This window comes from Pseudomonas sp. SDO524_S393 (assembly GCF_054071875.1).
In genome coordinates this window covers 1-14966 of sequence record NZ_JBSVVZ010000007.1, presented here as the reverse complement: position 1 = coordinate 14966, position 14966 = coordinate 1, and the positions used below count along the sequence as shown (strand labels likewise).

The window sequence follows — 14966 nt, the reverse complement described above, 5'->3', positions numbered from 1 at the left end:
TACCCCCCAGCCGAAAAAGTCATTTCAGAATCATGTATCGCCGCCGATACCCATCTACATACTTTGGCTGGCTCAAACAACAAGACCGTCCAGCAGACAGACATCAACTTGCGGAGCATTCGATGAATAGCTGGTTCGGCAACATCAGCGTCAACCTCAAACTCGGCCTGGGCTTCGGCCTGGTGCTGGTCCTTACCTCCATCCTGGCGCTGACCAGCTGGACCAGCCTGGGTGGCCTGATCGACCGCAGCAACTGGATGAGCGACATCACCCAGCTCAACTCCTCCCTGACCAAGCTGCGTGTGGCTCGCCTGCAATACATGCTGGCCAACGGCGACGAAACCACCGCGCAGAACGTGCAGACCAACCTGGACGCCTTCATCGCCCTGCAACAAAAACTGCTGAACAGCTTCAAGAGCCCTGAAAACCTCAAGCTGCTCAATGAGCAGAAAGCAATCATCACGGCGTACCAGCAGTCCTTGAACAAAATGCGCGAGGCCTACCGTAATGGCAACGCCTCCCGGCAAACCATGGGCGACAAGGCCGATATTGCCAACGCTCAGATCACCACGCTGGAAACCAGCGTGAAACAAATGGACGACAGCGCGGAGCGTTTTGCCCAATTCCAGGCAGTGGCCGACGCAAAAATGCAGTTCCAGCTGTCGCGCTACGAAGTGCGCGGCTACACCGGCAACGTCAATCCAGACACCGAAGCCCGCGCCGCCGCACAGATCGAAAAAACCATCAACGGCTTGAAAGACCTCAGCGCCGTCTTCGGTGCCAGCCAGCAAAGCGCGCTGACCTCGCTGGAAACCGCGTTGGGCGCCTATCGCACCGCCGTGCAGAACTACAAGGCAGCCAACGCCAACATCGTGGCCGCCCGTGCGGAAATGACCACCCAAGGCAACGAAATCGTCACCATCAGCGACAAGCTCTACGACATCCAGTTGGAGCGCCGCGACGCTGAAAGCAGCCAGGCGCGCAGCCTGCAATTGATCAGCACACTGCTGGCACTGCTGGTGGGCATCATCGCGGCCGTGGTCATCACCCGCCAGATCACTCGCCCGTTGCAGGAAACCCTGGTCGTGGTCGAACGCATCGCGTCCGGCGATCTGAGCCACAACATCCAGGTCACCCGCCGTGACGAGCTGGGCGTGCTGCAACAAGGCATCCAACGCATGGGCACGACCCTGCGTGAACTGATCAGCGGAATTCGCGATGGCGTGATGCAGATATCCAGCGCCGCTGAAGAGTTGTCGGCCGTGACCGAACAGACCAGTGCCGGCGTGAACAGCCAGAAAGTCGAGACCGATCAGGTCGCCACCGCCATGCATGAAATGACCGCCACCGTGCAGGAAGTGGCCCGTAACGCTGAACAGGCTTCACAAGCCGCCTCCGATGCCGACGGCCAGGCCCGCGAAGGCGACAAGGTGGTGGCCGAAGCCATCGCCCAGATCGAACGCCTGGCAGACGAAGTGGCGCGCTCGACCGATGCCATGACGCACCTGCAGCAGGAGAGCAACAAGATCGGCAGCGTGATGGACGTGATCAAGGCGGTGGCCGAGCAGACCAACCTGCTGGCCCTCAACGCCGCCATCGAAGCGGCTCGTGCCGGTGAAGCCGGCCGTGGGTTTGCCGTGGTCGCCGACGAGGTCCGTGGCCTGGCCCAACGCACGCAAAAATCCACCGAGGAAATCGAAGGCCTGGTGGCCGGTCTGCAAAACGGCACGCAGCAAGTGGCCACTGTGATGAACAACAGCCGCAGCCTCACCGACAGCAGCGTCGAGCTGACGCGCAAGGCCGGCGCCTCCCTGGAAAACATCACCCGCACCGTGTCGAATATCCAGTCGATGAACCAGCAGATCGCCGCAGCCGCCGAGCAGCAAAGTGCCGTGGCCGAAGAAATCAGCCGCAGTATCGTGAACGTGCGCGATGTGTCCGAGCAGACCGCCACTGCGAGTGACGAGACGGCCAAGTCCAGCGTGGAGCTGGCGCGTCTGGGCAGCCAGTTGCAGCAGATGGTCAGCCATTTCCGCGTTTGACAAACCAAAAAGCCGCCTCGGCCTAAACCGGGGCGGCTCCACTTCTCAGACCTTAGCGGTCATCGAAGCTGTCCCGCAGGAACTTCCAGACGTGATAAGCACGCAGGCAGTTCACTACGAGGTTCCACGTACGTCGTGCAAACTTAGACATACTCGGCCCTCCGTGAGTTAGGCCTTACCTCCAGCGCACTTACCGGAACATGTGGGCCTTTGGACGCGGGTCATCGCATCTTTGAGGCGGCCGGGCTAGTGGGCTTCTCGCATTAATCCGGCACGGATTACTAGCCCGTGGCGATCAGTCCAAAAACTCGCGCGCGCGTGCCCGACTCACCTAAAAGCAACAAACGCAGAACAGGGTGAAGCCTAACCAAAATACGCCATGAAGGTGTGACAGACATTGGTCAAATATCCAGTATCTGAGTCGAAGAGTTATTGCAAACTTTTGCAGTGAAAATCGACATCATGAAACGTTTAAGGTTATCGGTGCCGACCATCGCCCAACCTTGCGCGATAAAATGACCGGCGGTAGTATCGGCCTGCGGGTCAACGCATCTTTGAGACAGCAACCCCAGCCACTAACTGGGTTTGCAAAAAAACCGCCCTATCAAGGCGGTTTTTTATTGCCTGGGATTTCCCCTCAGCCCTCGCCTTCCTCGACAAACACCACCCGGTTCCCGAACGGATCCTTGATGCTCATCTCACGCGAGCCCCAAGGCGTTTCTTCGACCCCGGGCTTGGCATAACGGTAATCCTTGCTCAGCAACTGCTGCTGGTACGCGTCCACACCCTGCGCCTGAATCCGCACCGCCGCGCCCGGCGACGCATCGCCATGGTGCTCACTCAAATGCAGTACGCATTCACCCAAGGACACTTGCAGATACAGCGGGAAATTCGCCTCGAAACGATGTTGCCAATCCACTTTGAATCCCAGGAAATCGACGTAAAACTCCAAGGCCTTGGCCTCGTCGAAAATCCGCAGGATGGGGATGACTTTTCCTAAGTGCATGGCAACCGCTCCGTTTTTGAGAACGCTCACTATAGAGACGAAAACCCACGCCGCAAATCCCCGCTGCGCGCCAGGAACCGACCTGGCCGCTGACCGTTCGCCTGCCCGTCGCGGTAGCTCAACACGCCGTTGACCCACACCCCGTCAATGCCCTCCGCGGCTCGCTGCGGCGCCTTGAAATCGGCCACATCGCGCACGCGTACCGGGTCGAACAACACCAGGTCAGCCCAGTGCCCTTCACGGATTTCGCCACGCTCGGCCAAGCCAAATCGCGCCGCCGACAAGCCGGTCATCTTGTGTACGGCCGTGTGCAGTGGAAACAACCCCACATCCCGGCTGAAATGGCCGAGTACCCGTGGGAACGCGCCCCATAAGCGGGGGTGCGGGAACGGATCCTCCGGCAACCCGTCCGAGCCCACCATCGACAACGGATGCGCGAGGATACGCCGCACATCCGCCTCATCCATCCCGTAGTACACCGCCCCCGCAGGTTGTAGCCGGCGGGCGGCGTCCATCAGCGAAACGTCCCACTCGGCGGCAATGTCCTGCAAATCGCGCCCGCCCATTTCCGGGTGCGGCGTCGACCAGGTGATGGTGATCCGAAACGCATCGGTCACCTGTTTGAGATCCAGGGTCGAGGAACTGGCCGCATAGGGGTAGCAGTCACAGCCCACCGGATGAGTTTTCGCCGCCTGCTCCAGCGATGCCAGCAACTGCGGACTACGCCCCCAGTTGCCCGCGCCGGCACATTTGAGGTGGGAAATGATCACCGGCGCCTTGGCATGCCGACCGATCAGGAACGCCTCGTCCATGGCCTCCAGCACCGGTTCGAACTCACTGCGCAAATGGGTGGTGTACACCGCGCCGAACGCGGTGAGCGCTTCACTCAGTTGCAGCACCTCGTCGGTCTCGGCGTTGAAAGCGCTGGCGTAGGCCAGGCCGGTGGATAAACCGAGGGCACCGGCTTCGAGACTCTCTTGCAACTGCACACGCATGGCGGCGATTTCATCCGCTGAAGCCGTGCAATGAAGGTCGTCCATATGGTTGCTGCGCAGCGCCGTGTGGCCGATCAACGCAGCGACGTTGACCGCCGGATGAGCCTTTTCGACAGCCGCCCGATAATCGCTGAAGCGCGGGTAGACAAATGCCGAAGCGCTGCCCAACAGGTTCATCGGGTCCGGCGGATCACTGCGCAACGTCACCGGCGACGCACTGATGCCACAGTTGCCGACAATCACCGTGGTCACGCCCTGGCTGAGCTTGGGCAGCATCTGCGGCTGGCGGATCACCACGGTGTCGTCATGGGTGTGCACGTCGATGAACCCCGGCGCCAGCACGCGGCCACGGGCGTCGATTTCGTCCGTCGCCGTCGCCGCAGACAAGTCGCCGATCGTATTGATGCGCCCATCAAGCAAGCCCACATCAGCCACGTAGCCGGGCGTGTTGCTGCCATCGATGATCAGCGCCTGACGGATCAACGTGTCGTACTTCATATCAGTCTCCCAGCGGCAGGTTGTCGGGGCCGCCGCGATAATCGTCCAGGGCCAGCTTGATCCGGCGCAGACGCTCCTGGTTGGCGTCCGGCAACGCCAGCGCCAGTTCGGTGGCGAGCAGGTCGATGGCCAGCAGCATGCCGTAGCGCGCGGCGGTCGGTTTGTAGATAAAACTGGTTTCGGCCGGTTGCAGCGGCAGCACTACGTCCGCCAATCGCGCCAGAGGCGAATCGGCCAGGGTGATGGCAATGATGCGCGCGTCATAGTTGCGCGCCAGCTCCACCACGTTCAGCAGCTCGGGGGTGAGGCCGGTCAAGGAACACAGGATCAGCGCATGTTCCGGCCCCAGCGTCGCCGCGGTGACCCGCATCATGACCGGGTCATGGCAGGCGGCTATGGCATAACCCAGGCGCACCAGGCGTACCTGCAACTCATCGCTGCACATACTCGACGGGCCGCCCATGCCAAACGCGTGGATCATCCGCGCCTTGCCCAGCAGGCTGACGGCATCGGCAAAACTTGCCTGATTGAACCCCGACAAGTGCTGACGCAGGGTCGCCTCGATATCGCCCAGAATCTGCCGATGAAACGCCGATTGCTCCGGCAGCCCCGCCGGGTCCAGGAAGCGGCTGCCCACGCCGCTGGCCTGGGCCAGTTGCAGGCGCAAATCGCGCAAGTCCCGACAACCCACACTGCGGGCAAAACGCGACAGGGTTGCCGTGCTGACCTCGGCCCGTTGAGACAACGCTTCCAGACTGGCCGACGCGGCAAAGCCCACGTCATCGAGCATCAGCCTGGCGATGCGCCCCTCACCGGCGCTGAAGGCGTCCTGGCGGGCGCGGATCTGGTAGAGGATGTCCATGGGGTCTCCGAATCACAAAATGCACGACAAACCATAAGTAAGACCGAAAGCGACCACGGAAATCAGGGTCTCCAGCACGGTCCAGGTCTTGAAGGTCTGGATCACCGTCATATTGAAGTATTCCTTGATCAGCCAGAAGCCGCCGTCATTGACGTGGGAAAAGATCACCGAACCCGCGCCGGTAGCCAGCACCAGCAATTCAGGGTGTGGATAACCCAGGCCCATCGCAACCGGTGCCACCACGCCGGATGCAGTCGTCATGGCCACCGTCGCCGACCCCGTGGCCACCCGCATCAACGCCGCGAACAGCCAGCCCATCACCAGCGGCGACAGATGGAAAGCATGGGCCAGACCCAGGATTTCGTTGGTCACACCGGCATCCACCAGGATGCGATTCAAACCGCCGCCTGCCCCCACCAGCAACGTAATGCTCGCGGTCGGCGCCAGGCATTCGTTGGTGAACTTGAGGATCGACTCACGGTTGAAACCCTGGGCCAGGCCCAGCGTCCAGAAACTCACCAACGTGGCTACCAGCAGCGCAATCACCGAGTTGCCGATAAACAACAGGAACTGGTTAAAGCCGGTGCCCGGCGTGGAGATCACATTGGCCCAACCGCCGATCATCATCAGCACCACTGGCAGCAGGATGGTGCCCATTGTCAGCGTGAAGCTCGGCAGACGGGTACGCGGCTCGCGCTCGATAAATTGGCGTTCCAGCGGGTTTTCCGCCGGCAACTGAATACGCGGCACGATGAATTTGGCGTAAACGGGGCCGGCAATGATCGCCGTGGGAATCCCGATCAGGATCGCATACAGCACGGTCTGTCCCACGGACGCGTTGTACGCCAGCACCGCCATCATCGCCGCCGGGTGTGGCGGCACCAGCGCGTGCACCACCGACAAACCGGCGACCATCGGCAAGCCGACCATCAGGATCGACACGCCCACGCGGCGCGCCACAGTGAAGGCAATCGGCACCAGCAAGACAAAACCGACCTCGAAAAACAGCGGCAGCCCCACCAGGAAGGCGATGCACACCATCGCCCAGTGCGCATTGCGCTCGCCAAACCGCTGGATCAGCGTACGCGCCACCTGCTCGGCACCGCCGGACTCGGCCATCATCTTGCCGAGCATGGTGCCCAGCGCCACCACCAGCGCGATATGCCCCAGGGTCTTGCCGACCCCCGCCTCGTAGGAACCCATGATGGTGTCCGCCGGCATCCCGGCCATCAGCGCAAGCCCGATGGACACCAACGTGATGACGATAAACGGGTTGAGCCGGTAACGTGCAATCAGCACGATCAATGCAATGATGGCGATGGCAGCGTATGCCAACAGCCCGAAGCCCGGTGATGCGGCCATGCGGTACTCCTCGGAAAGGGTCACGTCGAATTGGTTGTGAAACTCATAAATCATTACCGAGGTAGTTTTTCAATTTTCATGAAAGTAATTTTCGCGCACAGACACGCCCTGTCGCAGTGGGATATGTGCGACAGCCGTGCATGAAAATTCGAAGGGCGTTCTTACATGAAATTCAAGCGGCGCTGAAACTAGAAACGACAGGTCCAGTCATAGAAGGCGGACGCACTGTCGTCCACCCTCCAACCAGGAAAACCAACAATGAATCGTCAATCCCTGCTTGTTCCTTTCATCGCCAGCGCCCTGTTCCTGGGCCTGAGTGGTACCGCGTCGGCCGCCGACAACCCGGCACTGACCAAATGCCTGGATGGCGCCAACACCACGGCCGCGATGGTCACCTGCAACGTCAACGAAACCAAGGTGCAGGACGCGCGACTGAACAAGGCCTACCAGGCCGCTATCAAGCTTCAGCAAGGCGATAAAAAGCAGCAATTGCAGAACGTTCAGCGCCTGTGGATCAAATACCGTGACGCCAACTGCGGCTTCATGGGCTCGGCCAGCGGCGGCACCATCGATCAGGTCAACGGCGCCGCCTGCGTGCTGGACATGACCCAGACCCGTGCTGCCGAGCTGGAAAGCCTGCTGCCACTGTGATCAGTCGTGCTGTACCCGGGCGCGCTTGAGCAGTTTCTTGCAGCGCTCGGACAAGTGCAGCACACGCAGGTGCTTGCCTGCCTTGGCATAGCGTTCGCGCAGGGTCATCAGCGCAGCAATCGCCGAATAATCGACAAAGCGCAGATGACGACAGTCCAGGGTCACCTGCGCCGGGTCGTTGGCTGGGTCGAAGCGGTTGAGAAACGGTGTGGTCGAGGCAAAAAACAGCGTGCCATGAGCCAGGTAGAGCTTGCTGCCGTCGGCTTGCAGATGCTCATCGGCATACAGTTCGCGCGCCTGTTGCCAGGCGAAATTCAGCGCCGCGATCACGATCCCGCACAGCACCGCCGTGGCCAGGTCGGTGAACACCGTGATCACGGTGACCGCCGCAATCACCAGCACATCGTTGAGCGGTACCTTGTTGATCACCCGCAACGATGCCCAGGCGAACGTCTGCTGGGACACCACGAACATCACCCCCACCAGCGCCGCCAGCGGGATCCGCTCGATCAGCGGTGACAGAAACAAAATGAACAGCAGGATCATCACCCCCGCCAGCACCCCGGACAAACGCCCGCGCCCGCCGGAACTGAGGTTGATCACGGTTTGCCCGATCATCGCGCATCCGCCCATGCCGCCAAACAAGCCCGAGACCATATTTGCGGCGCCCAAGGCCACGCTTTCGCGGTCGGGGTAGCCACGGGTCTCGGTGATTTCGTCGGTCAGGTTCAAGGTCAGCAGGGTTTCCAGCAGGCCGACCATGGCCATCAGGAACGCATAGGGCGCGATGATGCCCAGGGTTTCCAGGGTCCAGGGCAATTGCGGCAAGGCAAAGGTCGGCGGGCCTCCGGCAATGTGCGCCATGTCGCCGAGGGTGCGGGTGGGCAGACCGAGCAGGTACACCGCCAGGCCCACGCCGAGGATCGCCACCAACGCCGGCGGCACGGCTTTGGTGAGACGTGGCAACACATACACGATGGCCATGGTTGCTGCGACCAACCCGACCATCACATACATCGGTGTGCCGCTGAGCCAGGCCTCACCGCTTTTGAAATGCTCCAGTTGCGCCAGGGCAATGATGATTGCCAGGCCATTGACGAAGCCGAGCATGACCGGATGCGGCACCATGCGCACCAGTTTGCCCAATCGCAGCAGGCCGAAGGCGATCATGATCAACCCACCCAGCAACACCGTCGCCAGCAAGTATTCCACACCGTGTTGCACCACCAGCGCGACGATCACCACCGCCATCGAACCGGCGGCACCCGAGACCATGCCCGGCCGGCCGCCGAACAACGCCGTGAGGGTACAGATGATAAACGCGCCATAGAGCCCCATCAGCGGGTTGAGGTGGGCCACCAGGGCAAAGGCGATGCATTCGGGCAGCAACGCAAAAGACGTGGTGAGCCCGGCCAGGGCATCGGCGCGCAGACGGGTGAGGTTCATGGGGGTACCAGGGTAATGCGGGGGATGAGGCGGGGAATGGTACGGAATTGAAGGGGTTGCGGCTAGCGTTGAAAACCGCGTCGCCTGCATCGCAGGCAAGCCAGCTCCCACACTTGACCGTGTTCACAGTTCAAAATGTGGGAGCTGGCTTGCCTGCGATGGCAGCCCCCCGGTCTCAAGCGAACATCAAATCATCTCGTGGCGAATCCACTCCACCACCGACGCCCGCTTCGGCGCCCAGCCCAGCAATTCACGCGCATGCTTGCCACGCACCCGGCTGTTGGAGCCCAGGCCGTAGTTGGCCATTTCATAGCCCCACTCGGCTTCCGCCTCGGCCAGTGGCCAATCCTGTGGCTGGCCGAGGTTCAGGGCCTGGGCAATCGCGGTGGTCATATCGACGAACGAGGCTTCGCTGCTTTCCACAAAGTAGAACGTGCCCGGTACATTCCTGGTCAGCGCCAGCAGGTACAGCGCCACCACGTCTTCGATGTGCACGTTGGACCAGATGTTCTGTCCGCTGCCCACATGGCGCACCACGCCGCTCTTGCGCGCCTGCTTGAGCAAGCGCGGCAGTTGCACGCTGTCGCGTTTCACGCCCAGGCTGTGACCGTAGATCAGGGTGTTGCAGATCACTGCCGAGTTCACCCCGTCTTTCGCAGCGGCGAGGATCAGGTTGTCGATGGCCACGCGCGCCGCTTTGTCGACGGTTGGCTCCGGCAGGTTGTCTTCGAAGTAGATCACGTCGCTGGATTTACCACCCGACGCGTCCCCGACGATGCTCGAACCGCTGGTGTGCAGGAACGGCTTGTTCGAGCCTTTCAATGCCGCCAGCAGTGTTTCCACGGCTGCACGGTGATCGCTGCTGGCGGCATTGATCACCGCATCGGCCTGCTGCGCCTGCTCCGTCAATACGCCGGCATCGTCGAGCGTGCCGATCACCGGGGTGATGCCCAGAGCGGTCATTTCAGTTGCTTGCTCGGCACTGCGCACCAGGCCGGTGACACGGTGGCCGGCCTGGACCAGACCGGTGGCGATGGAACCGCCGATAAAACCTGCGGCACCGGTAACGAATACGTTCATGGAAGGTTCTCCTGACTGGGTAAGTGATGGGCCCAGTATCAAGGCCCATGCGCCACCGAATAAGCCCTCATCGCCCAAATCAGTCTTGCGCGATAGTCACGAATCAGCAGGCATAGCGCACCAGCTTGGCTTGAATGAAGTCCAGGAAGCACTGGATGCGCAACGCCAACTGCGAGTTGCGATAAAACACCGCGTGGATCGGCTGGCGATAACCGCTGTTGAACGCCTCCAGAACCGGCACCAACCGCCCGGCCTCGATATCGGCGATGGTCATGAAGTTCGACAGGCAGCAAATGCCCTGCCCCTCCAACGCCAAGTGGCGCACGGTTTCGCCGCTGGAGGCCGCGATGCTCGGCTGGATCAGCCAGCGGTCGCCTTCCACATGGCGCAGCGGCCAGTGGTTGAGCGTGTCGCTCTGGGTGAAGCCGAGCAAGGTATGCTGCGCAAGCTCGGCCACGCTGGTCGGCGTGCCGTATTGCTTGAGGTATTCAGGGCTGGCGAGGATATGCAGCGGCGTGCACCCGAGGGAGCGCGCGTGCAAGGTGGAGTCGGCCAGGACGCCGATGCGGATCGCGATGTCGGTGCTTTGTTCCAGCAGGTCGATGATCAGGTCATCGCTGTTCAACTCCAGCTGGATATCCGGGTAGAGGCTGCGAAACTCGGCGATGTACGGGATCAAGCCATGCAGCACGAACGGCACGGCGGCGTTGATGCGCAGCCGCCCCGCCGGTTTTTTGTGACGGGATGACAGGCGCTCTTCCAGCTCGTCCATCTGCGCCAGGATCACCTTGGCCTGCTCGAAGAAATACTTGCCCTCTTCGGTCAGGTCCATGCGCCGCGTGGTGCGGTTGATCAACGTGGTGTCGAGCTTGGCCTCCAGGCGCGACAAGGTGCGACTCACCGCCGACGGCGTCTGCCCGACCTGCTCCGCCGCAGCGGAAATCGAGCCGCACTCAATCACGCTGACGAAGATCTGTAGCTCATCGGATCGGGCTTTCACGGGCAGTCCTCTGTATTCGGTGGGTAGCAGCTTACACCGAGAAACTGAACACCTGCGCCAGGTGCTGTTCGTAACGCACCACGTCGGCCTCGATGGCCGGGCGCTTCATCACGTCAACGCACAAGAAGGTCGGCAGGCCGGTCATGCCCAGAAACTGGTTGGCCTTGTGGAACGGGAAGTAGACCGCGTCCACGCCCTTGGCTTCGAAGAAATCGGTCGGGTCATCGAAGGCTTGCTGCGGTGCGTTCCAGGTCAGGGACAACATGTACTGTTTGCCTTGGATCAGGCCGCCGCTGCCGTACTTCTGCGACGCATCGGACCGGGTACGGCCATCGCTGGCATAGAGGCTGCCGTGACCTTCGGTGAACACTTCGTCCATGTACTTCTTGACGATCCACGGCGCGCCCATCCACCAACCGGGCATCTGGTAGATGACCACGTCGGCCCAGAGGAACTTGGCGACTTCTTCGGCCACGTCATAGCCTTGGTCGATATGGGTGACTTTGACGTCGATCCCCGCGCGGTCCAACAGGGCCACGGCGGCGTCATGCAACGTGGTGTTGTAGCGGCCGTCGGAGTGTGCGAATTGTTTGCCGCCGTTGAGCAGGAGTACTTTTTTCATGGGAGGGTATCCAGAAGGTTGAAAATTTCTGGAGGCAGGCTATCGGCATTGCCCCTGCGGAATAAGCAGGGGCACGGCAAAACACCTTTGATCAAAAAGCACGAATAGCGCCGTACTTTTGATTTTAGCCACTAATCAACAGATGCCCCCCCAGCACCGCCATACCGATGAAAAACACCCGTTTGAACAACACTGCGCTGATGCGCTGACGCACTGCCTGACCCAGCCACATGCCCAGCAACGCGGGCAACAGTGCCAACAGGGACGCATTGATTTCGCCACCGCCCAGGGTTCCACGCCAGGCCAATCCAGCCGCCAGCGCCAGGGTCGATACCGTGAACGACAGCCCCAGCGCCTGCACCAATTGATCACGGTTCAAGCCCAGGGCTTGCAGATACGGCACCGCCGGAATCACGAACACACCGGTCGCCGAAGTAATGATCCCGGTGATCAGCCCACACAGCGGACCCAGCCAGCGCTCGGCCGCAGGCTTGACCTTGAGCACCGGCAGGAACAACCCGCTCAGCGCGTACAGCAGCAAGGCTGCGCCCAGGGCATGCACCACCCAAGTGGCGCCGTTCATGCCCAGCCCCAGCGTACCCAGCCCGGTCCCGAAGAAAATCAGCAACAGCATCGGCCATAGCCGCTTGAGCAGCGCGCCCAAATGCCCGCCGATCGCCAACTGCCAAAGGTTGGTCACTGTGGACGGAATGATCAGCAAGGCCGCAGCCTGCGCCGGGAGCATAGCCAGGCCAAGCAAGCCCATGGCAACGGTGGGCAGGCCCAGGCCGATCACCCCCTTGACGGCGCCGGCCAGCAGGAAGGTGCCGATCACCAGCAAAGTCAGGGCTGGGCCAATGTCTTGGTAAAACGCCAGGAAGGTATTCATGGGCCGATTGTGGCGCTTTTCGATGGGATCGAAAATTCGCCATATACTGAGGCAGCCTCTTGTTTTGCATGAGGCTAAAGACGTCATCGCAGGCAAGCCAGTTCCCACATTTGATGTATGTGGGAGCTGGCTTGCCTGCGATGAGGCCATTCCAGTCACCCGAGAAACCCGACCATGCACTTTGACCTGATCGACCTGCGCCTTTACCTGCACATCCTCGACGCCGGCAACATCACCGCCGGCGCAGCGCGCAGCCACTTGTCCCTGGCCGCCGCCAGTGCCCGCATCCGCGCGATGGAAGCGTCACTGGGCATCGAGTTCCTGGAGCGCAATCGCCGGGGCGTCACGCCCACGGCGGCGGGCAAGGCCCTGGCCCGTCACGCGCGTCTGCTGCTGCAACAGGCCGAACACTTGCAACAGGACCTGGCCGAGTATGCCAATGGCGTCAAAGGCCAAGTGCGCCTGCTGTGCAACACCACGGCACTCAGCGAATACCTGCCGGAGCTGCTGGCCGACTTTTTGCGCCAACATCCCAACCTCGAAATCGACCTCCAGGAACTGCCCAGCCTGCGCATCACCCAGGCCCTGCGCCAGGGCACGGCGGACCTGGGGATCATCTCCGACGCAGTGGACACCCAGGGTTTGCAGACCCTGCCCTTTCGCGATGACCCGCTGGTGCTGATTGCACCACTGGATCATCCATTCACCCACGGCAGTTTCATCGACAGCCTGCACCACGATTTCGTCGGCTTGACCGCCAGCAGCGCCTTGACGGTCTACCTGGAAGAACAGGCCCTGCACGCAGGCTTTCGCCTGCAAACGCGCATCCGCGCCGAGGGCTTTGACGGGTTGATCCGCATGGTTTCAGGCGGCGCAGGCCTGGGGATCGTTCCCCAGGCGGCACTGGCGCGTTGGCCGCTGGCACAGCGTTTCAAGGTCCACTCCCTGCAAGAAGACTGGGCCTGCCGAAAGCTGCTGCTCTGCGCGCGCGCATTCGAACAGTTGCCGGGTTACGCCAAAGCCTTGTTCGACGCCCTGGCCCTGCCCTTGCGGAAGAACCCGTAATACACCGCCGACAGAATCAGCAGGAACGGCACCCCAAACACCAGGGTCATCTTGAACGCTTCGGTGAAATACGTGGTGATCATCACCGCGCCCATCAACACCAGACCCAACAGCGTGCTGTAGGGAAACAGGCGCAGCTGGAACGACAGCTGCGGCCCGCCATGGCGCTTGCGGTAACGACGAAAGAAGCAGTGCGTGAGGAAGATCATGAACCAGGTGAAGATCGCGCCAAACATGGAAATGGCCATCATCAGCGTGAATGAGCTTTCCGGGTAAACCACGTTGAGCAAGGTCGCCAGGGCAATGCCCGAGCTGGAGAGCACCAACGCGTTCAGCGGAATGCCGCGCTTGCTCAAGGCACCCATGGCCTTGGGCGCAAAACCGGCACGGGACAGGCTGAACATCATGCGCGTGGTGATGTAGAGCTGGCTGTTCATGGCCGACAGGGCCGCGATCAGGATCACGAAATTCATCACCCCGGTGGCACCGGGAATGCCCAGCGTCTGCATCACCGTGACGAATGGGCTCTGAGCCTGCCCGGCCTGGTTCCACGGCACGATGGCCAGCATCAGCGCCAGGGTCAACAGGTAGAACACCACCAGGCGCACGATGGTGGCGCGGAAGGCCTTCTTCACGGCCTGCTCCGGGTCGGCAGCTTCACCGGCGGCCACGGCGATCATCTCCACACTCAGGTAGCTGAAGATCGATACGATCACCGCGATCCACATACCGCTCAATCCATGGGGGAAAAAGCCGTCGTGGGCCGTGTAGTTCTGCACGCCATACTCCGGGTTGCCCGAGCCGAACACCACGTAGACGGCGAGGAGGATGAAGCCCACGATGGCGCTGATCTTGATCGTGGAAAACCAGTATTCGAAGTTGCCGAAAGTCTTCACGCTGATCCCATTGAGCAGGATCAACACGCTGGAAAACGACACGATCCACACCCACTCCGGCACGTTGGCGAACCAGTATTTCATGTACATCGCCACCGCCGTGACCTCGGCCCCCACCGCCAACACAATCGCCGCCCAATAGGCATAGCGCACCAGGAAGCCGGCCAGCGGGCTGATGTAGAACTCGGCGTAGGCTCCAAAGGAGCCCGAGGTGGAATGGGCCACCGTCATCTCCGCCAGGCAACCCATCAACAGCAAGGTGATCAACGCACCGATGGCGTAGCTCACCAACACACTGGGCCCGGCATAGCCGATGGCGTAAGCACTGCCCATGAACAGTCCGGTGCCAATGGCGCCACCGATGGCGATCATGCTCATCTGGCCGGAAGTGAGCTGGCGCCGCAGGCCCTGCTCACGATGGGTGATCTCTGCAAAGCCGGTGTCTGGCGTGGTCACGTGGTGAGCCCCTTTTCTTATTGTGATTGTTGTTGCTGGCGCTGAAACCTGTGGGAGCTGGCTTGCCTGCGATGGCGGTTGTAAATGCACCGACGC

General features: G+C 61.3%; 13 protein-coding genes and 1 pseudogene. 4 read left to right on the top strand and 10 right to left on the bottom strand.

What is annotated here, in order from left to right; translation table 11 throughout:
* Positions 1-32: 32 nt before the first annotated feature.
* Together ACW9IB_RS05000 and ACW9IB_RS04995 are read left to right on the top strand one after the other, a co-directional pair.
* Positions 33-1139 (top strand): annotated as a pseudogene (locus ACW9IB_RS05000) (methyl-accepting chemotaxis protein); the annotation flags it as partial.
* 39 nt (positions 1140-1178) lie between these two features.
* Positions 1179-2042, top strand: a complete 864-nt coding sequence (locus ACW9IB_RS04995) for a methyl-accepting chemotaxis protein (protein WP_457377542.1) — start codon at positions 1179-1181, stop codon at positions 2040-2042.
* Between the two features lie 637 nt (positions 2043-2679).
* Here the strand turns inward: ACW9IB_RS04995 and ACW9IB_RS04990 are convergent.
* From ACW9IB_RS04990 to ACW9IB_RS04975, 4 genes are read right to left on the bottom strand one after another with little or no spacing between them, the layout of a single operon-like run.
* Positions 2680-3048 (bottom strand): glyoxalase superfamily protein, encoded by a 369-nt coding sequence (locus ACW9IB_RS04990; RefSeq protein WP_457365883.1) that lies wholly within the window; start codon positions 3046-3048, stop codon positions 2680-2682.
* Positions 3049-3077: 29 nt separating this feature from the next.
* On the bottom strand, positions 3078-4541 hold the full coding sequence (locus ACW9IB_RS04985) for an N-acyl-D-amino-acid deacylase family protein (RefSeq protein WP_457412594.1): 1464 nt from the start codon (positions 4539-4541) through the stop codon (positions 3078-3080).
* Between the two features lies 1 nt (position 4542).
* On the bottom strand, positions 4543-5403 hold the full coding sequence (locus tag ACW9IB_RS04980; RefSeq protein WP_457412593.1) for a MurR/RpiR family transcriptional regulator: 861 nt from the start codon (positions 5401-5403) through the stop codon (positions 4543-4545).
* A gap of 12 nt (positions 5404-5415) precedes the next feature.
* Positions 5416-6765 carry a GntT/GntP/DsdX family permease gene (locus ACW9IB_RS04975; RefSeq protein WP_457412592.1) on the bottom strand — a complete coding sequence of 450 codons (1350 nt, stop codon included), beginning with the start codon at positions 6763-6765 and terminating at the stop codon, positions 5416-5418.
* A 258-nt stretch (positions 6766-7023) separates the two neighbouring features.
* Between ACW9IB_RS04975 and ACW9IB_RS04970 the strand changes: the two genes are divergently transcribed.
* Entirely contained in the window at positions 7024-7416 is a 393-nt protein-coding gene (locus ACW9IB_RS04970) for a lysozyme inhibitor LprI family protein (RefSeq protein ID WP_457412591.1), read from the top strand.
* Here the strand turns inward: ACW9IB_RS04970 and ACW9IB_RS04965 are convergent, their stop codons facing one another.
* The 5 genes from ACW9IB_RS04965 to ACW9IB_RS04945 all read right to left on the bottom strand — a co-directional run bounded on the left by ACW9IB_RS04965 (position 7417) and on the right by ACW9IB_RS04945 (position 12453).
* Complete coding sequence (locus ACW9IB_RS04965) at positions 7417-8862, bottom strand: SulP family inorganic anion transporter (protein ID WP_457412589.1); 1446 nt, start codon at positions 8860-8862, stop codon at positions 7417-7419. It abuts the gene before it with no gap.
* A gap of 186 nt (positions 8863-9048) precedes the next feature.
* A complete protein-coding gene (locus ACW9IB_RS04960) occupies positions 9049-9942 on the bottom strand; it encodes an NAD-dependent epimerase/dehydratase family protein (protein WP_457412587.1) in 894 nt (297 codons plus the stop codon).
* Between the two features lie 103 nt (positions 9943-10045).
* A complete protein-coding gene (locus ACW9IB_RS04955) occupies positions 10046-10942 on the bottom strand; it encodes a LysR substrate-binding domain-containing protein (protein WP_457412585.1) in 897 nt (298 codons plus the stop codon).
* Positions 10943-10973: 31 nt separating this feature from the next.
* Entirely contained in the window at positions 10974-11564 is a 591-nt protein-coding gene (locus tag ACW9IB_RS04950) for an NAD(P)H-dependent oxidoreductase (protein WP_457365891.1), read from the bottom strand.
* 124 nt (positions 11565-11688) lie between these two features.
* Entirely contained in the window at positions 11689-12453 is a 765-nt protein-coding gene (locus ACW9IB_RS04945; RefSeq protein WP_457412583.1) for a sulfite exporter TauE/SafE family protein, read from the bottom strand.
* 174 nt (positions 12454-12627) lie between these two features.
* Between ACW9IB_RS04945 and ACW9IB_RS04940 the strand changes: the two genes are divergently transcribed.
* Entirely contained in the window at positions 12628-13518 is an 891-nt protein-coding gene (locus ACW9IB_RS04940) for a LysR substrate-binding domain-containing protein (RefSeq protein ID WP_457365893.1), read from the top strand.
* Here ACW9IB_RS04940 and ACW9IB_RS04935 read toward each other — a convergent pair.
* Positions 13464-14870 (bottom strand): amino acid permease, encoded by a 1407-nt coding sequence (locus tag ACW9IB_RS04935; protein ID WP_457412582.1) that lies wholly within the window; start codon positions 14868-14870, stop codon positions 13464-13466. The two genes, ACW9IB_RS04940 and ACW9IB_RS04935, sit on opposite strands and share 55 nt — an antisense overlap.
* Positions 14871-14966: the final 96 nt, after the last annotated feature.